Consider the following 21,250-nt stretch of genomic DNA (forward strand, 5'->3'; position numbering starts at 1 on the left):
CTGGTAAGTGGGCGCGAGCTCCTCTCCGTGGCTCACCAAAATCAACGATCCATAAGGATCCGGCGACTCAGAAGCTCACCCGCAGGCCGAGGCTCGGGAGCAGCGCCGGGCGCCCCGTGCGGCCCACCTCCACACCGGCGATGGTGAAGACAGGCGCTCTTGCGAGCACGAAGACGTCGAGCGCCGCGTGGACGGCGAGGTACGGTAAGACGCGGACGCCGACGCCGCCCCCTGCGGAGACGCCGGCAGTGAGCCAGCTCTGACGCCGGTCGCGGTAAGGAGGGTTCGCCCGGCCGGCGACCGTCACATGGTAGACGCCCGCGCCGAGCGAGATCACCGGATGGATCCGCCACGCCTCGGGGCCTGCGGCGTACGCCAGGCCGAGCATGGCCGCGGTCTGCCGCAGCGCCACGCGCCCGCCGGGAGCGTCGAGGTTCCTGGCCACGACGGCCGGCACGAGGGTCCCGCGCAGCGAGACGCTCGCCGTCAGATCGCGCCCGACGCGGAAGTAGGGCCCGGGGACGACACCGACGTCGCCGGCGAGCGCCGCGAGCCCCGCCTCGACGCTCAGCCGGCGCTCGTCGGACGTGGGGGCCCGGGGCGCGGCGCTCCCGGGGTCGGGTCGCCCGGGCGCGGACGGCCCGCGCGCCGCCCGGGATCCGCCCGCGGGCGCGACCGGCCCGCGCGCCGCCGCCCGGGATCCGCCCGCGGGTGCGGCTGGCCCGCTCGCCGCCGTGGCTCGATCCGCGGACGCGACCGCCGCTCGCGGCTGCAGAAGCGCCGCGTCGAGCGCGGTGGCCTCCTCGCGCCCCGCCGGCGCGGCCGCATCGGCGATCCATCGCGCCACCCGCTCGGGCAGCTCGCGCCGTTGCTCGCCGCTCAGCTCGAGCAGGCTGGCCCGGAGCAGCTCCGCCGACCGCACGGCGAGATCGCTCGCCGCGTTGCTGGCGCCGGGGACGCCGAGCTCCACGCGGCGGACCAGCGTCTCCTTCGTCGCATGATCCGCGATCCACGCGTCGGCGACGGCCCCTCCGTCGGTCTCGAGGATGGCGATGGCCGCGAACGCGCCGCCCGCGCCCTCGATCTGCGCGCGCCCGTCGACGCCCGGCGCGCCCTCCAGGGAGCGGACCGAGAAGCCCACGGCGCGCAGCTCGCCCTCGAGCCGCACCGTGGCCTCCTCGACAACCTTCCCGGCGTGCGGCGCGCGCACCACGATCACGCCGATCGCCTCGGCGGCGCTCGCCTCCCGGGACACGGAGAGCGCGGCGCACAGCGCAAGGGCAGGACCGAACCCGCTGCGCCTCATGGGCGGCGGAGGATCTCCGCCGCGGCGGCCGCGAACGCCCCGTGGGGGTGGCGCGCGAGGTACTGCTCGGCGATCGGCCGGGCCGCGCCGTCGCCCTGGGAGGCGCGCAGCACGATCATCTTCCGCCCGAGCGCCTCGGCGGCCAGCGAGCCGGCCGGCGACTCGGCGAGGTACCGATCGTACCAGTCGATGGCCGCCGCGGGCGAGCCCGCCTCCGCCATGCGACCGAGGAGGAACGCGGCCGAGCGCGCCTCGGGCGAGCCTGGGAAGCGCGAGCGCTCGGCGAGCAGCGCGCGCCGCGCGAGGTCGTTCCGCCCCGTGTAGCGCGCGGCGTCGGCCAGCGCGGCGATCTCGGGGAGCGGGCTCGCGGCGATCGTCGCGTCGATGCCCCGCGCCTCCGCCACCGCGATCGCCCCGGCGAAGTCGCCGCGGGCGACATGCTCGCTGCAGCTCCCCGAGGCGGGCGCGGGCGCCGCGGGCGCAGGGACCGCAGCCGAAGCTGGCGCGAGCGCCGCCATCGGATCGGTCGTGACCGGTGCTCCCGCCGCGGCCGGTGCTCCCGCCGCGGCCGGCGCTCCCGCACTGGCCGTTGCTCCCGCTGCGGCCATTGCTCCCGCTGCGGCCATTGCTCCCGCCGCGGCTGCCCCGCCCGTCTCTTCCGGCGCCCCGGCGTCCTCCAGCATGCCCATCTCGGCCGGCGCCCCGGCGTCCTCCAGCACGTCGGTGCTCGCCGGCGCGCCGGCTTCGTGCAGCGCGCCGCCTCCTGGCGCGCGCGCGCCGGCGGCGCTCAGGTCCGCGATCGTGAGCTCGCCGCGGACCACGTCCGCGACCAGGCGCTGGCCGCCCTGGAGCGCGACGCCACCCGCGACGAGCGGGCCGCGGACCACGACCGAGCCGCTCTGCATCGTCAGCTCGAGCCGCTCGCGCTCCCAGCTCAGGTCGAACTCCGTGCCCGTCACCCTGACGGTGAACGGCCCTGCCGCCGCGACCCACTCGGCCTTGGCCAGGTGCGCGACCCGGAAGTGCGCGGCGCCGCCCTCGATGTGGATCTGCGCGCCGCGCGCCGTCACGGCGGCGATGCGCCCGCGCGCCCCCGGCGCGAAGCGGACGGTCGTCCCCTCGCTGAAGCGCGCCGTCGCCCCGCTGGTCCCCCCGCGCACGTAGGTGTCCGCGAGCGCCGCGCCCTCGGCGCGGTCTCCCGGCGCGACGCCGTCGACCTGGTACGACAGGCGCGCCGCCGGCCGCAGCGCCCAGAGGCCCAGAATCACGAGCAGCGGCGCCAGCGCCGCCGGCAGGAGCCAGCGCCGCCGCGGCGCGAGCGGCAGCACGGGGCGCTCGACCTCGTCGATCAGCCGCGCGCGGCCACGAGCGAGCGCGCGGTCCGCCGGCGAGGCCGCCCCCGCCTCGCGCGCCAGCGCCGCGAGCCGCCGCAGGGCGACCTCCGGGGGAACCCCGGGCTTCGGATCAGCCATCGCTCGCCTCCTCCGCGGGCTCGACGTACGCCGCGAGGAGCGGATCCCGCTCGGCCATCGCGTGGACGCGCGCGGTCACCTTGGCCAGGTGGCGCTTGGCGGTGGCCAGGGACATCCCGCTCGCCTGCGCGGTCTCCGCGAGCTCCAGCCCCTCGATGTGGCGCAGCACGAAGAGGAGCCGCGCCCTGTCGTCCAGCCTGTCGAGCAGCGCGTAGAGCCGCGCGACCGCCTCGCGCGCGCCCTCGTCGACGCCCTCGGCCGGCTCGTCCGGCAGCGCGCCGCTGTCGGTGAGCGAGAACCAGCGCCGGAGCCGCCGGCGCCGCAGCGCCGACCGCGCGACGCGCACGGCGATGCCGAGGAGGAACGGCCGCAGCGCCGCGGGATCCCGCAGGTTCTTCACCTCCCGGAAGAACTGCAGGAACGTCTCCTGGGCGTGATCCTCGACGTCGCCGCCCGGCCCGAGCACGCGGCGGAGCAGGCCGTGCACCACGGCGCCGTAGCGGTCCCAGACGGCGCCGGCCGCGCCTGGCTGGCCCTCGGCTGCCGCGCGGGCGAGGCCGGCGTCGTCCAGGCCGGCCAGGGAGCTCGGGCGGACGAGGGTGAGCCGGGGGGCGAGGGCTGCGCTGGGCAAGACCACGGGAACTGGACTAGGTGGTCGCGAGCGGGTCCCGGTGGCTCACAAAAGCGACGGGGGCGAAGCGAACGCCGCGCGCACCTCGCGAAGGGCGATCTGGATCTCTCGACGGGAATGGGACACGCCGCATTGAGGGGGAGGCCGACGCCGGAGCGCGGGCGAGAAGGACCGGCCAGGGATCGCGGCGTCGAAGGGCGGCATCTCCAGCGCGGAGACGAGTGCCGCTCGTCATTTCCTGGAGGCACGTCCACCCGGAGACGAGTGCCACTCGTCTCTTCTTGGAGCCACGTCCACCGGGAGACGAGTGCCACTCGTCTTTTTCTTGGAGCCACGTCCACCCGGAGACGGGTGCCACTCATCTTTTCTTGGAGCCACGTCCACCCGGAGACGGGTGCCACTCATCTTTTCTTGGAGCCACGTCCACCCGGAGACGGGTGCCACTCGTCTCTTCTTGGAGCCACGTCCACCCGGAGACGGGTGCCACTCATCTTTTCTTGGAGCCACGTCCACCCGGAGACGGGTGCCACTCATCTTTTCTTGGAGCCACGTCCACCCGGAGACGGGTGCCACTCATCTTTTCTTGGAGCCACGTCCACCAGAAGACGGGTGCCTCTCGTCTTTTCTTGGAGGAACGAATTTGCGGTGCCGAACCGTCGCATTCTCCGGGATCTTGGGGGCACCAGATCACCGATCGCACCCGTTCGGAAGGCATGGACCCAACCCGGGCCCAGCCGGCAAGCCCTGGGATCGGAGAGTTTGCGCCGGCCGACCCGTCGCCTTGGGTCGCCGTGGTCGCCTCGCTCGACGGCACCATCAGCCGCGCCCTCGCCCTCGGGGATGAAGAAGCGGCCCGGGTGTTGAGAATCAAGCTGGTTAATGCTCTCTCGCTCGGGCTGGCTGATGCCCATCGCAACGGTGAGCGGGCCTCGGTCACGGGCGTGATGATCGGCTCATCGCGTCCCCAGCGTGCCGGGGTGCTCGGACGCGTCGAGGGTTCCCTCGCAGGGCTCGGCGGCTGCGCCGCCCTTGACGCGCCCTGCGCGCCCCGGCGGCCGCCTCGCGCGGGCGATGGGCGGACGGAGTCTCCGGCGGGGACTCCGAGCACCGGATGGGCGGGCGATGACCATCGCGCGCGTGAGCGAACCATCATTCTGCGTGAGCGAAAAACGGCCCCCACCCATCAACTACCGGGAGCGTCAACAGCGGGTCAGGATGCGAGGTCTGGGCCGAGCCGGCGATCGATGCGCTCCCGCAGTCAACGGAACGGGCGGCCCTCAGCCCAGCCGCTCCCGCTCCCACCGCACCTGGGCCGCGATGGAGTCGTCCGCGGCGCGCACGCCCTCGACGAAGAGCTCCGCGTCGGCGGGGTTGTCCAGGTCGAGGCCGAGCCGGAGCAGCAGGGCGCGGTCGCGCTGCGGGACGGATCGGAGGATCTCGGCAGCTGAGAAGGGATAGCGAGCGGGACGCACCCTGCGAGTGTACCAGAGGAGCGGTCGGACGGTGCGACCGAGCGGCTCGGCTCTCGCATGTGCCGCGAGCTCGGTGCGGCGGGCGTCGGGGCGAACATCGATCTCCCCCCGGTCCCCCTCCCCCCGGTCCCCTTCCTCAGACACCGACGTCTCGGTGAAGGCGACCCCGACGGGGAGCCCACCGCTGCCTCCGCCAACGGTGCCGCCGGGGCTGCGGCCGTACCGTGGTGCCGCCGAGGGCTGGTGCCGCGGAGGGCCAGAGCCGCCGTGTGGTGCACGGAGCTCGGCGGGCGCGCCGAGGGGTCGCACGAGGTGAGAGATTCTGCGCTCGATGCCCGAGCATGCGCCTTCCCGGGCGTCAGCGGCTCCGCACGCGCAGGCCACCGTCAGGCGCCGTGCTCGCGGGCGGCGTGGCTGCGCGAGCGATGTCATGGCGCGCCACGCGCGTCGCCGTCACAGCGCGCGGTCACCGCTGTCTGCGCGCGGCGCCGCGCTCGGTCGGGCCTGCAGCCGACAGGCGCAGCCCGGGGCGCGTGGCCGATAGCGCCCTCTCGCGGCGGCGTGGGCGGGCAGCGGGCGCCAGTAGGCCGACACGCGCTGGAGCCGCGCAGGTCGCTGCGCGCTGGCGCACGCTCTGGACGGTACGACCCACGTCCGTGGCGGTGTCCTCGTCTAGATTCCGTTTGACGCCGATCCTGTGATGAGAAGAATGGCCCGCGTCGCCACGCTGCCCGCGTGTTTCGGACGGCCGTGAGGGAGACGATGAGGACGACAGACCGGCAGATCTCAGCGTCGGCAGTGTTCGCTCTCCTGCTCAGTGTCGTCGTTCCGACGCAGGCAGACGCATCCGAGCTGAGCGCCGGAATCAGCTTCGGGGGGATCCAGGCCGGCACCGTGACGCGCCTGGCGGTGAGTCCGCACGCGGGAATATCATGGCGCATCAACGGCGACATCATTTTAAACGTTCACGATCTGCTCAGCGTTATTCCCCCAGTCCAGATAGGTGTCGGTGAGCATCGCGTCCCGCGTCCGATCGGTGAAGACCGCGGCCCCATGATCGGCGGCGTTCACCGTTCACCGCCGGTCCCCACGCCGATCTGGGCCACGCTCGCCTCCGCGGCGTAGACGTTACGCCCGCCGAAAAGTCGAAGGCCCGAGGGCTGCCACCCTCGGGCCTTCTGGAGCTCCGCGTTGCCGGAGTCCCCCACCTTCATCACAAGCCGGGCTCCAGGTCCAGAAAGCGGCGTCATGGAGCCCGTTGCCTTCGTCCGCCTACCGCCTCGCCCACTGCGCCCGCTGCCGCGTCCAGCTTCGCCTCTGCCGTCGCTGCGATCGCGGCCAGCGCCTCTGCCCCGACTGCCGCCCGCTCCAGCGTCGTGAGTCGCTCCGCCGCGCCGGCGCGGCCTACCAGACGCAGCTTCGCGCTCGCCGCCTCCATGCCGCTCGCCAGGCCCGGTATCGGGACCGGCAGCGGGACAAGTTCTCCGCGCAGAAAGTGACGCATCACAGGGTGACACAAGCCGCGGCCGCGTCGATGTCCCAGCTCGCGCCGGAGATCACCCCCGGCCGAAAGGACAACAATGACGATTGGATCCGAGATGTCGGCCGCTGCTCGCTCTGCGGAGCGCGGCTTCCGCCCTGGGCCCTGCGCGAGCGGCGCGCTCGGTCAGCTGTTCACCGACGCGCTCCCCGCGTCCCACGAAGCCCTCCGCGGTGACGGGAGGCGGCGGTGATCGCGAAAGAGAAGGAGGCCGAGGTGCTGCGCCTCTACCACGGTGAGAAGTGGCCCGTGGGCACCATTGCCGCTCAGCTCGGGCTGCACCACACCACCGTTCAGCGCGTGCTCGGGCAAGCGGGCGTCGACCCGAAGGTCGTCGCGCCGCGCCCGTCGATGGTCGACCCGTTCGTGCCCTTCATCGTCGAGCAGCTCGGCAAGTATCCCTCGCTGCGCTCGAGTCGCCTCTTCGGCATGCTCAAGGAGCGCGGCTATCCGGGCGGTCCCGATCATCTGCGCCGAGTGATCGGTCGTCTCCGCCCCAAGAAGCCGGCAGAGGCATTCCAGCGGCTGCGCACGCTGCCCGGCGAGCAAGCGCAGGTCGACTGGGCGCACTTCGGCAAGCTGGCTGTCGGCCGGGCGCTGCGCCCGCTCTGGGCGTTCGTCATGGTGCTCAGCTACTCGCGGCGGATCTTCCTGCGCTTCTTCCCCAGCGCAGCGATGCCCTTCTTCGTTCGCGGGCACGTCGAGGCGTTCGCCGACATCGACGGCGTCCCGCGCGTGCTGCTCTACGACAACCTCAAGAGCGCTGTCGTGGAGCGTCACGGCGACGCGATCCGGTTCCACCCCATGCTCCTGGCTCTGTCGGCGCACTACCGCTTCGAGCCGCGCCCCGTCGCCGTCGCTCGCGGCAACGAGAAGGGCCGCGTCGAGCGCGCCATCCGCTACGTCCGCGAGGCATTCTTCGAGGCCCGGACCTATACCGATCTCGACGACCTCAACCGACAAGCGACCGAGTGGACCAGCTCCGCAGCGCTCGATCGCTCCTGGGTCGAGGACCGCGCCCGCACCGTGCGGCAGGCCTTCGACGACGAGAGCCGTGTGCTGCTCGGGCACCCCGACACGCCGTTTCCAGCCCATGAGCGCGTCGAGGTCGAGATCGGAAAGACCCCCTACGCGCGTTTCGATCTCAACGACTATTCTGTTCCCCACGACCGGACGAGCCGCACGCTCGTCGTCCTCGCCGACCTCGAACAGGTGCGCATCGCTGACGGCAACGAGATCGTCGCGACCCATGTCCGCTCGTGGGACCGCGGCCAGCAGATCGAGCAACCCGAGCACATCCAGCGCCTGGTCGACGAGAAGCGCCGCGCCCGCGAGCATCGCGGCCTCGATCGCCTCGCCCGCGCCGCCCGCAGCAGCCAGGCATTCCTGCGCATCCTCGCCGAGCGCGGAGACAACGTCGGCAGCGCCATCGCCCGGCTTCTGCACCTGCTCGACGCCGTCGGCGCCGCCGAGCTCGAAGAGGCGCTCGTCGAGGTGCTCGAGCGCGACACCATTCACGTCGGCGCCGTGCGCCAGGTGATCGACCGCCGGCGCTCCGAGCGCCACCTGCCGCCTCCAGTCTCGATCCCCGTCACGCGCGGCCAGCACGCCGCCCTCGTCGTCACGCCGCATTCGCTCGCCACCTACGACGCCCTGAAGAAGGACCCGACGCCATGACCGATCTAACGCCCACCGAGACCAAGGCCCGCCTGAAAAGCCTCGGCCTGTTTGGTCTGCTGGCCTGCTGGGAGGAGCTCGCCGAAAAGCCCTGGCTTCGCGAGGTGCTCGCCATTGAGGAGCGCGAGCGCCAAAAACGCAGCCTCGATCGCCGCCTCAAAAACTCCCGCGTAGCCGCCTTCAAGCCCATGGCGGACTTCGACTGGTCCTGGCCCAAGAAAATCGACCGCGAGGCCGTCGACGACCTCTTCGCTCCCGGCTTCCTCGCCACCGGCCACAACGCCGTGCTCGTCGGCCCCAACGGCGTCGGCAAGACCATGATCCTCAAGAACGTCGCCCACCAGGCCGTCGTCCGCGGTCACACGGTCCGCTTCTCGACCGCGAGCGACATGCTTGCCGACCTCGCCGCGCAGGAGTCCTCGGCCGCGCTCGCGCGCCGGCTGCACCGCTACACGGTTCCAGCCCTTCTTTGCATCGATGAAGTCGGCTATCTCTCCTACGATGGCCGCTACGCCGACCTGCTATTCGAGGTCGTCACCCGTCGCTACGACGCGCAGAAGCCGATCCTGCTCAGTACGAACAAGGCCTTCTCCGACTGGGGCCAGGTCTTTCCGCACGCCGCCTGCGTCGTTACGCTCGTCGACCGGCTCGTGCACCGGGCCGAGGTGATCGAGATCGAGGCCGAGAGCTACCGGCTCAAGGAAGCCAAGGAGCTGAGTGCCATCCGCACCAAGCAGCGCCGCACCAAAAAGCACTGAGCGGCCTCTTCACCGGTGAACTTCACCGGCGTCGGGTGCGGGTTTCACCGGCACCGGGCGCGGATTTCACCGGTGAACTTCACCGAATCTCCGCGGATTGCCGCGATCATCAACAATAGGTGGAGCCGGCGTCTACAATAGCACCATTGCCGCTCTCGGATATGGTTGGAAGAATGGCAATTTCAGCGCTGGACCACCCGTTGCGATCTACTTCATGCCGGCTTGCGGAAGCACATTGTGTGGGCACGTCGCCGGGATGGGGGTAGGCGCGCATGCGCAGACCAACGCGTACGTTGCAGGACCCCTCGGCGTGTCGGTGAGCGCCAATGTGGACTGGGTCGGCGGGAACAGCCTCGTGCTCCCAGGTTACGTGTCCGTGCTTGTCGTCGTCGGTCCCGTGCTTCGATGGAGTATAAAACGAACGCGAAGTTAATTCTGTTTCCGATTCTGGCTGTCGCCATCTACACGCTGGCGGCCTGCAACTTGACGGTAGGAGACTGCTATCCCATCGAGGAGTGGGTGAAGGGCGAAGGTGCAGGTGGACCGGTCGGGCCGTCCGTTCCTGTCTATACCTCCGTTGCGTCGGGGGACTTCGGGGCGGAGCCGCCGAGCGGGCCGGAGTACGGCAGCGAGCGCAAGCTCCAGTGCAACAAGACGGACGACGAGGACGAGGACGAGGACGAGGACGAGGACGAACGCCCGAGCGACAGCTCGGAGACGCCGACTGCTAGCCCGACGAGCCCGCCAGACCCCTGCCAGCAGAGCGGCGCTCCGACCATGGGGTGCACAGGCAAAATACTGATCGACCCGCGGGCTTTTGATTTTGTTACGATCGTTGCCTACGATGGAACTGGCGTTGCAGGTGGTTGGCAGGAGGCAAAGACCCATCTGGCTTTCGGTCATGATAAAGAGGGCGACTCAACGTGCATGGTTCACATTGGGATGCCACTGCGAAGCGAAGAGTGGGGAACGATCTCGTCGGACAGGGCAGCTAGTATTAGCGCCGATGTGGCGAATTTGTCAGCGGATGACGTGTACAAAAAGGATAGAGGCGCAGATCTCCCACCCGGCATATTCTGCAGGACGTTCAAATCTCGAATGATATCGCGTTTTGAGAGCGATTTCTATAAAGGCATTGGCGCCAGAGTCCAGAATCCATGAAACACAGCATCGACGAACTGCTAGACATTGTCTACCGATACTACCCCCGCGGCGTTGGAATCGCCGATGACGTTGACGAAGAGCTCATCCGCCAGACCGAAGAGCACGCACGGCTCGTGGCCGCGCGGATCCAAGCATCAAAGGACGAGCGATGGCACTCCATGCTGCGTCGCATCGGAGACCGCTTCCCTCGTATGCTCATGAATCGTTCGCTGCATCTCGTCACGGGCGGCTGCGACGGCTGCTATTCCTTCACGATTGACCTACGAAAACCCACCAGTGAGCCACTGTGGTTTCAGATAAGCTTCCTGGCTCCTTACTTCATTGTCCACAGCTCGCGCACGATCGATGTTGTGAAGCAAACGATGGACTTGTTCTCGGTCAAATTTCGAGGCATGAAAATCATTGTTTATCGAAGTCCATTCGATCCAGATTTCGTATCGCGACCGGACGATAGTCTCAAGTTCGTTAACGTCAGGACACGCTACGTTGCCTTCGATTTGTCGCCCGAAGAACAGTCATGCGCGGAGTGGATTTCCCGTGACATCGAAGCGACCTTCGGTTGCGAACGCATGCCGCCGGAGATCGGGACCGTGTTCGTGCCGGATGTGACAGCAGGCGTGCGCCTTCCCGGTGAGGGAAGACTCTACGATTGCTTGTTTTCGGACCAGCATACATGGGTGAAGCCATCGCCGTCTGAAGTGTCGGCCCCCGGTGTAGACATCGACGCGAGCAAGCTTACGGATTCGCTCGTTGCGGTGCTTACGGTGCTAGCGGCGCTCTATCAGATCGCATGGGCACTGATGCCTGAGGTGCAGAGCGGTTCTTCCTACTGGGTGATGACGACGGATGGGATCCTGCGCAGAGAGGAAGTACTGAGAGTGCTTGAAAAAATTCGAGGGCTCATGGATCCGCCGAAGACTCCCCGCGGCATCGCTTCCAGGCGCGAGCTCGAAGCTGCCGTCCGCGAGATCGAAGCGCTGGTCGCCGGGTGGGATGGCGAAGGCGAGCCGCCGGCCGCCATGGTCGCTTGGGCCTCCAGCTTCCTGGCAAGTTGGCCCGTGGACTCGGCCCCCAAAGCCTCTTCGTAGCCGTCGCCGAGATCGGCGCCGTCCTCCCGTGACCGCTGCTATTCGGGAAACCTGAGCGTCTTGTGGGCCTCGCCGCTCTCTCCCACCGTCGTGCTGCCATCGTGGTTCCAGCTGGTGCCGCCCACGCCCGGCTGACCGGTCTCGATGGTCACCCCCTCGAGCGTGAGCTGGTCCTCGTCGAGGTAGGCGATGCCGATCGAGTCGCCGCCGCGCCCCGGGCCGCCGTATCCGCCGAGCCCTCCATTGCCGCCCCGGCCGCCGTAACAGGCGGTGAACTCATCCCCCAGCTTTCCGGCCGGTGCGCCTCGACCGCCTCGGCCGGCGTCCTGGGGTTCCCCTCCGTCGCCGCCACTGCCGCCAAAGTCCGCCGTGATCTTGGTGTCGCGCACGGTCACCCGGGCGTGAAGGGCGAGGACGCCGATGGACGGCTCTCCGTTCGCTCCCCCGCGGCCTCCTCGGCCTCCGCAACCACCGGCCCCTCCCGAGCCTCCTCCTGGGCCTCCCTTGGAGGCCACGCCGCACAGGGCGAGCCCGCCCCGACGACCGCCGCCCCCGCCGCCGCCCTGGCCCGGGGTGCCCCAGGTGCCCTCGCCCCCCGTGTCGCCCTCCCATCCTGTCTCGGTGAGGCGCCCGATGCCGTTGCCCGGTGCGCCCTGTGTTCCCGTAGCCCCCGGACCCCCAGTGGAGCCGACGGAGCAACTGCGGTTGTCCCGCTCGCCGATACCACCGCGCGAGGGCGAGGTGTAGACGGGCTCCCCGTCGCCTCCATCCTCGGCGCTGTCGGGCAGCCCATCCCCTCCCTTGCCGCCAACGCTCGTGAGACCGCTCTCGCACTGGTTCACGACCGCAGGCCCGCCGGCGACGAGGGGCGCCGAGCACGCGTCCCCACCGAACATGCCATCCGGTCCGTCCGGTTGCCTGGCCGACCACCGCTCGCCAGGGCTGCCTGCTATTCCTCCGCGGGTGGAGATCTCGCTCCGCAGGATCTCGACCACCGTGCTCGACTGAACGAGCACGCCGACCGGGCCCGTCGCGCTGACGTAGAGATCGGCGAGCGTCGACACCCCGTCCGCGGCCCCCCTGTCCTCGGGGCCCGCGGGCTCGACGAGCACCAGGGGGCCGAATATCTGCCGGTGAAGCAATGAGGACCGCTTGGGTCGATCGCTGCGGACCCATTCCCGGCAGTCGAAGCCCCCGAGGAGATCCACGCCGGAGGGCAGCCTGATCTGATTCACCAAGAATCCGTCGTTGCAGATGAACACGCGTCCTCGTCCAGCGCGCGCGAGCTCGACGCCGCGCTCGACGGTGAACACCGGCTTCGCCTTCGTGCCGGGGTTTCCGTCGTCGCCCCCACCGTATTCTGCGGCGACGAACACGCCACAGCCGTCGTCGAGGATGTCGGCGGCGACGTGCTCGACGCAGACCGACTCCGGGGGCGGCTCGTTTTCGCACGAGGTGCCTTCACAAGGCGCGCCGGCATCGAGCACGTCGGGCACAGTTCCGCAGCCAGTCGCCCACGGCGACAACAGGAGGACGCAGGTTGCAGCGGTGGTTTTCCTCATGGGCGTGTTCTTGCGTGTGCCGCCAGCACAGGGCGGTTCATCGAGGCGGCTCCAGGTCCGGTGCATCGAACCGGTACCAGAACCGCATAATCCCGTCGTCCGCCCGGCCGAGCCTGCTTCCAGGGGTTGCGTTGCCGCCGGGCCCCCCGATGCCGGCTCGTCCGGGCTCGACCTTCGCAAGCTTCGTGATGGTCACGGAGGCGCCCACGGAGCCGATGCCGAGCGAGTGGCCCCCGAGACCGCCGCCGGCGTCGCCCCCGCGGCCGCCGTGGCCGCCAAAGCCGCCGCGGCATCCTCGCGACGCGTCGATCACAACACCGTGCCCGCCGTGTCCGCCGTCGGCGCCAAAGCCTCCCCACTGGCCCGTTCCGCCAACGCCGCCATTGCCGCCCTTGGCCCCGAGGACGGTGCTGGCATCGACTGTGAGGTCGCTCCCCTGCAACGCCACGATCGCAATGCTCGCGCCGCCGTAGTCGCCCCCCTGGCCCCCGTCGCCCCCGCACCCACCGCTGCCGCCTGATCCGCCGGCCGCACCGCCCTGGGGCCGACCGGCCGGACACGCGTTCACGGGGACGGGCTCGCGCCCCTTGCCGCCCCCGCCCCCGCCCCCGCCCTGACCGGCGCCGCCCTTCGCTCCATCCTTCCCGCGGACGCCGACCCATCCGTACTCGTCCAGGAGGCCAGCGCCATTCGCTCCGGCAGCGCGCTCCGCAGGAGCGCCGTCGGCGCCGTTCTCCCCCTCCTTGCATGCCATGCTGACCGCGCCGGATCCGCCCAGGCCGCGCTCGGCCGGATCCCCGAGTGGTTCCGGCAGCCCTGAAGCTCCGTCGCTGCCCGTCTCGAGGCCTCCATCGCCCCCCTGGCCACCCGTCGACTCGATCCCATCGCCGCACACGGTCACGACCGGAAGCGCGCCCGGCGCCGCATCCGCGGTGCAGGCGTCCGCGCCGTCGTTCCCCACCACGCCGGAGCTCGCGCGAACGCTCGGCGCGTCCTCGCCCGGCTCTCCATCCTTGCCATCGCCCGCGAGGATTTTGCTCTGCCGCACGATCGCCCTGGCCCCGGGGCTCAAGATCATCGCGATCGACGACTTGCCGTCGTCCGCAGACGCATCCGCCGCCTCGACACGCACGCCGAAGACCGTCGACGTCGCGTGCTCCTTGTCATCCGCGATCACCCTCAGCGGGATACCCACCTGCGGAGCGATGATCGTCGGGTGATTCGGTCCGCCGAACGACCCGTCATACGACCAATCACCGCCGTCACACAGGCGCCCGCCCCAGAGGTCGACCCCCGAGGGCAGCGTGATCTTCTCCTCGAACACCCCGCCGCACGCGTACACGCGCCGGGTCGCTGCCTCTCCATGGCCTCGCCCGTACGCGGCGAGCCCGATCGCGTGCTGGAGCGTCTTGACCGGCGCTCCCTTCGTTCCGGGGCTGTTGTCGTCGCCCTGCTCGCTGACGAACACGCCGCACTCGTCGAGCGCTGGCGCTGTGCCGGGCGCTCCCGCGCACGGATCTGGCGTGTGCTCCGGATCGGGAGCACACGCCAGCTTTTCCGAGCAATCATCGGGATAGGCAGCGCAAGCTGTCAGCATGCTAGCTCCCCACACGCAGACTGCGAGAGCGACGACCGACGTCACGGCGCCTCGGCCTGCCAGCGGACCCATTCTCTCGGCCCCGCGCGTGCTCACCATACCCCCTCGAGTCGCGCGCCGATTTCGTTCCCATTCGCCACGGGCGATACGTTGACCCGATCCTGAGCCGGTTTGAACCTCAGGAAAGAGAAGTCCGTGAAGAAGGACGCGGCGGTCACGGCACCGATGACACCACCCGTGATCACCGTGGCCAGACCGGCGCGGCCGAACGTGTTTCGCGCGTCCTGCAGGCGCGCCAGCTCGCCACATGGCGAGCTCCGAGGCGCTTGCCAGCACATCGACGTGCTCGACGACGGCTCGCTTTGAAGCCAGTCACGCCGGGCGCTCAGGTCGTCATCGAGCTTGCCTGCTCTCTGACCACGGCGAACATGGTCCTTCACCGATGCGCTGTCGTTCGGTTCCGCCTTCGGGGGGGCATCATCGGCGCTTGCCGAGGTCGGGGAGCCTGTCGCGGCCCCGAGCGTGAGGAGAATCGCGAGCGAATGCGCAATGCAACGCATCCAGGGACGGTACTGACGCCGGCCGTTCGGCGTCAACCGCCAGAAATCGCGACGCCTCGGCCGTTTGGGCGAGAATTGACGGTCGTATGACGGAATGTGCTCAGTCGTCCTCTCGACCCGCTTCCGCGCGGCTCGGGATGATACCTTGGCTTACATTGTCCGACCAAAGTTGCTCCTCGGCTCTCTTTTGTGAAGCAGTTGGGCCGGCTCAAGTGTGCTGCTTACCGTGGGCAAGCCACCGACCGCCTTCCCCGGCTTCGAGCTGTTCCAGCGCCTCGCCAGGCGCCACGGCGTGCCGGAGTGCGTATTCCGGCCGACCCGCACGCCGGGCCGGCGCAGCTCCATGTGCACCCACGCGAAGTCGACGGGCGCAGATAATTCCAGGCTACTTGTCGCGAGGTACGATCCGCTCCAGAAGAACGCGCCGCTCTCCGATTTTCAGCTCGACGACGGCGTCCGAGGAGATGCCCAGCTGGTCCATGCTCGCGTGAAGCTCGTTCAAGCAGTCGCCCCTGACGTCGTCGGAGTTGATGAAGGTGTCGAAGTGGATCGGCATCATCCACCTGGCGCCAAGGATTCGGTAGGCGCGAAGCGCTTCGCCCGGATCCATGTGCGTCTTGCGCATGAAATCGCGAGGAGCGATGGGGCAGATGGGGAGGATCGCGAGGTCGATTCGAGGGAACCTCTGGTGTGTCTCCTCGAAGTGGGCCGGGGCGTAAGCAGTATCGCCGCCGAAGTAGATCGTCCATCCGTTGTGTTCGAGCACGAATCCCGTCGCGCAGTCGTCGCACGAGGATTCGTCAAGACCGTATCGCCCGCCCGGATGCAGCACGGGTACCGCCGTAATTTTCACTGCATCGAGGACGATGGATGACCAGGTGCCGAGGCCACGCTCCTGAAAAGGAAACCTGGGCAGGTAGTCCAGGATCCCAGGAGGCACAAGAAGGGTGCCCGTCCGCTCACCGAGCGCGTCGAGCGACGAAAACGAGAGGTGGTCGAAGTGCGGGTGCGAAACAAGGGTCGCCGTCAGCTTCGGGACTTCATTCACTGGCATGCCCGGCTCGACGAGGCGCGGAGAGAGCATCCCGACGGTGTGTGAGAACACCGGATCGGTGAGAACATAGCGCTCGCCCATTCGTATGAGGACGGTCGCATGGCCCACCCAGAGCACCGAAACGCCCGCCGCCGATGTTTCGGGCAACGAGCGCACGGGCGCTGGCGATGAGGTGGCCGTCAACGCCGAGAGGTTTCGGGCTGTCGACGTGAAAGGGAAGCCGCAACCGAGCAGGAGGACGGCCGGCAGGGCGCGCAGCGACTTCAAAAGAACCTCAGCGCGAGGGTCACGATCACCTGGCGTCCCGCCAGCTCCGGCGAGAATGTGGCGCGCACTCCGCACGTTCCGAACAACGTCAACAAGGCCACGTCGAACGACGGGCGCACGTGGCCATCGTTCAGAAATGCCGCGGTGCCCACGGACAAGGCCAGCGCCTCGCCTCGATCGACGAGCGGCACGTTGACGCGCACGCCCAGTCGGCCGACCCAGTCGCTGGTTTCAGGCGGCCCGGGTGCGTATTCGGCCGATCCCACGAGCTCGAATGAGCCCGTGAACCGAGCCGAAGGCGGGACGAAGAACGCCCGAACGCGCGTCCTCGGCTCGCGAAGTCCGAAGGAGTAGAGAAATGGACTGAGCTCCCACCGAAGGCCTCCGGACACTCTCCCGTCGCCGAAGGTGATCTCAGGACTGGGCACCAGTTGCAGCAGCGGCCACAGAATCTCGGAAGCTGGAAGGACGCGCGGGGAAGGCTGCTGCGCCGATGGCGCCTCGACCGCGCCGGCCGCTCGAGGATTCAAGATCGAGGCGATCACAAATGCCGCTGCGATCGCGATCGTGGGCTGGCGGACTCGAACCCGAGCGGTGAACATTAGCCCTTTGCCGTCCCGTCGACGATGTCCCCGTATGGCTCGCCGAGCCGTCTGGGTGCCGCGGCGTGCGTCGAGCCGTGTCGGACGAGCTTGTTCGACGCCGTTGCTCGCAATCGCGAGACGCCGACCTCGCGCGAGACTTCGGGCACGTAGCCCAGCTCGCGCTTCGCGAGCGCGTTCGAGAGCTCGAGGCGCTTGCCGATCAGCCGAACGGTCTCGAGGCTGAGAGGCGGTTGCTTGCCGGGTCTGAACAGCGCGAAGACGAGGCCCATCATCCGCGCCAGCAGGGCTCCGAACCAGTACGGGACGGCCCGCGCGTTGGCCGGTTGGCCCGTCGCCTCGATCACGTCCGTGAAGAACTGACGCATGCTCGTCACGTCGTCGTCGGTCACGAAGTAGGCCTTTCCGCCCACGCCATGGTCCACGGCGCGGGCGACCGCGCTTGCGAGGTTGTCGACGTGGCAAACGCTGTAGGCATACTCGCCGCCACCGATCCACATGAAGCGTCCCTCGTGGAACGCGTGGGCGATGTGCCCGATCGACGGTGCGCCCTCGCCCCAGATGAACGGAGGGCGGACGGCGAGGGTCGACATTTCGCTGCCGTTCGCCTCCAGCACGATCCTCTCCGCGAGGCCCTTGGTCGCGCTGTACGGCATCGACCGGTGATGCACGACGGGGAGCGTCTCGTCGCCGTGGGTAGGGCGGCCCGGCTCGATGACGATGGACGCCGCGCTGACGTAGATGAACCGCCGAGCCTTGGCCTGGCGCGCGCAGGTCAGTACCCTTCGCGTGCCTTCCACGTTCGTCCGTTCGTGGTCGCGATAGCGTACGCCGCTGGTCAGCGATGCGGCGGCGTGCACGACGACGGTCGAACCGCGCATCCCCGCCGCGAGCGACCGCTCGTCGTCGAGATCGCCTCGGACCGGCTCGGCGCCGAGCGATGAAACGGTTCGGGCGCTCTCCTCGCTGCGCGCGAGCGCACGCACGCGGTGCCCCGCGGAGACCATTGCCCGAATGATGGCGGCGCCTACGAAGCCGCTACCTCCAGTGACGAAAATGAGCTCGGCCATCTCTGCACTCTCCCTGCCGGTGTCGGCCGGCGAGAGTTAATATATCACAGCTATACTCCGTGTCTATAGCGTCGCTATACTATTTGCCGAGGGCGCCTCGGGCGCGCCGCGAAGAGGCTGCCAGGCGCACGTTTCCAGCTCGAACGGAACGGAGGAACACGCCCATCGTGCGGCGCCCTTGCCCGACGGTGCGATCGAAGACCGGGCATCCGATCCACGATCGCCTGCTCGGACGCGACGGCGCTATGTCGGAGTTGATAGCCGATGGGGCGCCAGGGTAGCTGTGCTACCCTCCATCGATGGCCGATGTGAAGAATACGCTGCTGGACGTCGCGTACCGCGTGCTCGAAGAGGAGGGAGCGTCCGCGCTCACGACACGGCGGGTCTGCGAGGAAGCGGGCGTCACGATGCCGACCCTCTACCATCACTTCGGCAACCGTGACGGGCTCCTGTCGGCGGTCCATGCCGTCGCGCTCGAGAAGTTCATGGCGAAGAAGCGCGCGCTCGCGCAGACGTCCGATCCCGTCGCGGACCTCCGCGCGAGCTGCGAGCAGGTGCTCGAATTTGTCGTCGCGCATCCAGCAGTTACGGCGGCCGTCATGGCGCGTGCGGTCGAGCTCCCTTCGATGTTCTCGCAGGCGTACGCGCTGATGCGGCACCGCGTCGAGCGCTGCGCGAAGAGCGATGCGCTGCGTGTGCCGGTCGAACAGGCCGCGGAGCACGTCTGGGCCGTCATCCAAGGGCTCGCGCTCTCGATCGTCGCGAGCCCGACGGGCACGTCGCCAGGTCGGCAGACAACCCGGGCGGCGCTCGACGCGCTCTTCCGCGGGCTCTTTGGAAAGGCCTAGGATGCCGATCGGGGTGGTCGCGGTCAGGGTGACCACCGCTACCTGAACTGGTCGCTGAGGGCCCCATCATGCCGGACACGACGAACGACCCGCCGCTCTCCCTCGAACGCTTCGGCGAGGTGTCGGCCTACCTGATTCATTTCAAGGGCGTCGATCAGGCGGTGATCCTCGACCGGCTCGCCGTGCGCCCCGAGGACCTGCTCTCCGCCCGGAAGAAGTGGACGGACGTCCTCGGCCGCGACGTGGAGCGCGAGGAGACGTCGCTCGCGCTCGTCATGGCAAAGGCGTACCGGCGGACGAAGGAGCGCCTCGACGCAGAGCGCCCCGACCTCGCGTCCATCGGGCAGTGGTCCCGTCATCTTGAGCTGCACGACGACGAAACGTCGAAGAAGGACGACACGTCATCCTCCGCACAGGCTCCCCCTGTCGCCTCGACGAGCGCAGCCTCCAGCGAGGGCTCGCCCACCGTGCCGGACCCTGGTCCACCTCCAGCGGTACGCGCGGACGAGCCGCGCTTTGCCATGGGCTCCGGTACGCCGGGGCCCCTGTCGCCCGCGGTCGAGGAGCGCGCGACGGGAGCGCCCCGTTCTCCCGGGCCGGACGATATCAACGGCAACGGCACGTTGCCCGGGAGCGTGATGTCTCCCTTCGCGCAGGCCCTCCCCGCCGCCTGGACGAGCGCAGCCCGGCCCGCTCCTTCGAGAGCCCACGAGGGCCGCATGGAGACCGCCTTGCCGTTCAGGAGCCCTGGCGCAAGCGCGCTGCCCCTCACGCCCCCGCCGGACGGCGCGCCTGCTGCGCCCTCCGCGCCGCACGCACCCATGGCCCTGACCCTCAAGCAGTACGCTTCGCTGTGCGTCGACTGCGCGCTCGATCCCGCGGGCCGCGCCGCCGTCGCCCGGCGCTATGGGCTGACGCCCGAGCAGCATGCTCACCTCGACGTCCAGTTTCGCTGGCTGTTCGCTGTCCAGCCCGCACAGATCGACGCCTTCCGGCAGGCGTGCTCCGTCTACCGGGCCTGGTGCGAGCAGAACGCCCGCCGCTGAGGTCAGGGCGTGAGGCGCTCTCCGTGCTCGTCGATCACGAGCACCTTCCCCGCGATGTCTTCCTCTGCGAGCCGGAGGATCGCAGAGACCACGCGCGCTGTCGCGATCTGGCCCGGAAAGCTGCCAGGCGCGACGGCGTTGGCGCGCACCCCGAACAACGAGAACTCCCCCGCCATGTGGCACGTGAGGTAGTTCAAGGCGGCCTTGGACGCGCTGTACATGCTCTGGTTGCACCCCTTGAAGATCTGGACTCCAGAGATGCTCGACACGTTCACCACGCTCCGCGACCGGGCAAGGTTCTCGTCCCGGCGGTCGCGCCAGAATCGCTCGGCCACGAGCGCGGCGAGGCGGATGGGGACCATCACGTTCATCTCGAGCTGCGATCGCAGCCGGTCCTTCTGCCGCTCCGCGTCGAGTAGCGGGCCCCAGAACGTCACGTCCGCCGCGGCGTTGACGAGCACGTCGACACGCCCGAAATGGGCGAGCGCGAGATCCACGACCCGGCTCGGGCCGTCCTCGTGCGAGAGATCCTGCTGGATCGCGAAGACAGGGTGATCGTTCTCCGGCACCCGCAGAGAGGGGTCGAGCGGGTCGCGCAACCACTCGAGCTGCGAGGGCGTGTCGGGGTGCCTCGCGCGATAGACCGCAGCGATGTCGAAGCGGGCCGCCAGCGTGCGGCAGAACGCGGAGCCGAGCACCCCGCCGGCGCCGGTGAGGAGGCAGACCGGCTTCATCGGCTCCGCCATGGCTCGATGCTCCGCGCGCCGTGGCGCGCTTCGGCCTGCGCCCGGGGGACGTGCAGCCAGAGGATGACGCTGTTCCGCGGGCTCCGGCGGTTGCTCAGGAACGCGTGGCAGGAGAAAGGGGTGCAGGCGAAGCAGAGGAGCGAGTTGTTGAGAGGAGGCACCACCGCCGCGGGGCGCGACACCGGGCTGTGAAGGCTGGAGTAGAGGCCCGTCTCCCCGCCGTCGCCCGGGGACCAGGGGTCGTTGGCCAGATAGAAGAGCAGCGCCGCCGCCCGGACCGTCTCGCGCGGGACGAGCGACGACGAGCCGAGGGGATCCGCAGGCCCATGCTGGTAGTTGCAGAGCGCGGAATCCGAGAGGTTCACCCCGTCGGCCTTCGGTTGATCGACGAACCACCCCGGGTTGAGATCGTTGTGGACCCAGCCGTCTCCGCTGCCCACGGGGTGATGATGGAGCGCAGCGTCGACGTCGCCCGTGGCCTCGATGCCCCAGAGGCCCGCGATCATGTCGTGCCAGCCTCGTGAAACGAAGAGCGCGAGCGCCCCCGTCGTCTCCCGTGTCAGCGCCTTCACGTGGGCGCCGTAGCCGGGGACGGTCCTCGCGAAGCGGTGGGTAGGGGGAGACGTGGCGGCCGCCTCGCCGAGACCGCGGCTGAGCTCGCTGCGGAACGCCTCCTCCACGTCGCGGTAAACGTCCGGTGCGAGCACGCCCTCCCCGACGATATGGGGGAAAGGGCGCGCTCGCTGCCAGAGCCGGCGTCCGCTGAGGATGGTCTCGCGGTGCATGCTCG

19 protein-coding genes are annotated in these 21,250 nt (G+C 69.5%); 7 read left to right on the top strand and 12 right to left on the bottom strand.

Going from position 1 to position 21,250, the window contains the following annotated elements:
* Window positions 1-67 precede the first annotated feature (67 nt).
* The 4 genes from WMF22_RS38110 to WMF22_RS38125 all read right to left on the bottom strand — a co-directional run bounded on the left by WMF22_RS38110 (window position 68) and on the right by WMF22_RS38125 (window position 4,881).
* Window positions 68-1,306, bottom strand: a complete 1,239-nt coding sequence (locus WMF22_RS38110) for a hypothetical protein (protein WP_438032942.1) — start codon at window positions 1,304-1,306, stop codon at window positions 68-70.
* Window positions 1,303-2,778: a tetratricopeptide repeat protein gene (locus tag WMF22_RS38115; RefSeq protein ID WP_438032943.1), complete on the bottom strand. Its 1,476-nt coding sequence runs from the start codon at window positions 2,776-2,778 to the stop codon at window positions 1,303-1,305. The genes WMF22_RS38110 and WMF22_RS38115 overlap by 4 nt, the downstream gene beginning before the upstream one ends.
* The gene (locus WMF22_RS38120) at window positions 2,771-3,415 is read right to left on the bottom strand and encodes an RNA polymerase sigma factor (protein WP_437294861.1); all 645 of its coding nucleotides are present in this window, start codon (window positions 3,413-3,415) and stop codon (window positions 2,771-2,773) included. Before WMF22_RS38120 ends, WMF22_RS38115 begins: the two co-directional genes overlap by 8 nt.
* Window positions 3,416-4,686: 1,271 nt before the next feature.
* The gene (locus WMF22_RS38125) at window positions 4,687-4,881 is read right to left on the bottom strand and encodes a hypothetical protein (protein WP_438032944.1); all 195 of its coding nucleotides are present in this window, start codon (window positions 4,879-4,881) and stop codon (window positions 4,687-4,689) included.
* Window positions 4,882-5,643: 762 nt separating this feature from the next.
* Here WMF22_RS38125 and WMF22_RS38130 point away from each other — a divergent pair.
* The 5 genes from WMF22_RS38130 to WMF22_RS38150 all read left to right on the top strand — a co-directional run bounded on the left by WMF22_RS38130 (window position 5,644) and on the right by WMF22_RS38150 (window position 11,108).
* A complete protein-coding gene (locus WMF22_RS38130) occupies window positions 5,644-6,006 on the top strand; it encodes a hypothetical protein (RefSeq protein WP_438032945.1) in 363 nt (120 codons plus the stop codon).
* 604 nt (window positions 6,007-6,610) lie between these two features.
* Window positions 6,611-8,098 carry an IS21 family transposase gene (gene istA / locus WMF22_RS38135; protein WP_438032199.1) on the top strand — a complete coding sequence of 496 codons (1,488 nt, stop codon included), beginning with the start codon at window positions 6,611-6,613 and terminating at the stop codon, window positions 8,096-8,098.
* Complete coding sequence (locus WMF22_RS38140; RefSeq protein ID WP_438032200.1) at window positions 8,095-8,856, top strand: ATP-binding protein; 762 nt, start codon at window positions 8,095-8,097, stop codon at window positions 8,854-8,856. Before istA ends, WMF22_RS38140 begins: the two co-directional genes overlap by 4 nt.
* A gap of 405 nt (window positions 8,857-9,261) precedes the next feature.
* Window positions 9,262-10,017 carry a hypothetical protein gene (locus WMF22_RS38145; protein WP_438032946.1) on the top strand — a complete coding sequence of 252 codons (756 nt, stop codon included), beginning with the start codon at window positions 9,262-9,264 and terminating at the stop codon, window positions 10,015-10,017.
* Window positions 10,014-11,108, top strand: coding sequence for a hypothetical protein (locus WMF22_RS38150; protein ID WP_438032947.1), 1,095 nt, complete (start codon window positions 10,014-10,016; stop codon window positions 11,106-11,108). Before WMF22_RS38145 ends, WMF22_RS38150 begins: the two co-directional genes overlap by 4 nt.
* Window positions 11,109-11,146: 38 nt before the next feature.
* Here WMF22_RS38150 and WMF22_RS38155 read toward each other — a convergent pair whose 3' ends face one another.
* The 6 genes from WMF22_RS38155 to WMF22_RS38180 form a co-directional block, all read right to left on the bottom strand.
* On the bottom strand, window positions 11,147-12,670 hold the full coding sequence (locus tag WMF22_RS38155) for a hypothetical protein (RefSeq protein ID WP_438032948.1): 1,524 nt from the start codon (window positions 12,668-12,670) through the stop codon (window positions 11,147-11,149).
* Window positions 12,671-12,707: 37 nt separating this feature from the next.
* Complete coding sequence (locus tag WMF22_RS38160) at window positions 12,708-14,267, bottom strand: hypothetical protein (protein ID WP_438032949.1); 1,560 nt, start codon at window positions 14,265-14,267, stop codon at window positions 12,708-12,710.
* Between the two features lie 92 nt (window positions 14,268-14,359).
* Window positions 14,360-14,827 carry a hypothetical protein gene (locus tag WMF22_RS38165; protein ID WP_437294869.1) on the bottom strand — a complete coding sequence of 156 codons (468 nt, stop codon included), beginning with the start codon at window positions 14,825-14,827 and terminating at the stop codon, window positions 14,360-14,362.
* A 385-nt stretch (window positions 14,828-15,212) separates the two neighbouring features.
* A complete protein-coding gene (locus WMF22_RS38170) occupies window positions 15,213-16,148 on the bottom strand; it encodes an MBL fold metallo-hydrolase (protein WP_438032950.1) in 936 nt (311 codons plus the stop codon).
* Window positions 16,145-16,693 (bottom strand): hypothetical protein, encoded by a 549-nt coding sequence (locus WMF22_RS38175; protein ID WP_438032951.1) that lies wholly within the window; start codon window positions 16,691-16,693, stop codon window positions 16,145-16,147. The genes WMF22_RS38170 and WMF22_RS38175 overlap by 4 nt, the downstream gene beginning before the upstream one ends.
* Before the next feature lie 56 nt (window positions 16,694-16,749).
* A complete protein-coding gene (locus WMF22_RS38180; protein ID WP_437294872.1) occupies window positions 16,750-17,820 on the bottom strand; it encodes an NAD-dependent epimerase/dehydratase family protein in 1,071 nt (356 codons plus the stop codon).
* 299 nt (window positions 17,821-18,119) lie between these two features.
* On the opposite strand from WMF22_RS38180, the gene WMF22_RS38185 reads away from it, so the two are divergent.
* Together WMF22_RS38185 and WMF22_RS38190 are read left to right on the top strand one after the other, a co-directional pair.
* Window positions 18,120-18,668 carry a TetR/AcrR family transcriptional regulator gene (locus WMF22_RS38185; protein ID WP_437294873.1) on the top strand — a complete coding sequence of 183 codons (549 nt, stop codon included), beginning with the start codon at window positions 18,120-18,122 and terminating at the stop codon, window positions 18,666-18,668.
* A 68-nt stretch (window positions 18,669-18,736) separates the two neighbouring features.
* A complete protein-coding gene (locus WMF22_RS38190) occupies window positions 18,737-19,714 on the top strand; it encodes a hypothetical protein (protein ID WP_438032952.1) in 978 nt (325 codons plus the stop codon).
* Window positions 19,715-19,716: 2 nt separating this feature from the next.
* Here the strand turns inward: WMF22_RS38190 and WMF22_RS38195 are convergent, their stop codons facing one another.
* Both WMF22_RS38195 and WMF22_RS38200 read right to left on the bottom strand, forming a co-directional pair.
* Window positions 19,717-20,460: an SDR family NAD(P)-dependent oxidoreductase gene (locus WMF22_RS38195; RefSeq protein ID WP_438032953.1), complete on the bottom strand. Its 744-nt coding sequence runs from the start codon at window positions 20,458-20,460 to the stop codon at window positions 19,717-19,719.
* Window positions 20,445-21,245, bottom strand: coding sequence for a 2OG-Fe(II) oxygenase (locus WMF22_RS38200; RefSeq protein WP_438032954.1), 801 nt, complete (start codon window positions 21,243-21,245; stop codon window positions 20,445-20,447). The genes WMF22_RS38195 and WMF22_RS38200 overlap by 16 nt, the downstream gene beginning before the upstream one ends.
* Between the last annotated feature and the right edge of the window lie 5 nt (window positions 21,246-21,250).

This window comes from Sorangium sp. So ce204, assembly GCF_051526795.1.
Classification (GTDB): domain Bacteria; phylum Myxococcota_A; class Polyangia; order Polyangiales; family Polyangiaceae; genus Sorangium; species Sorangium cellulosum_B.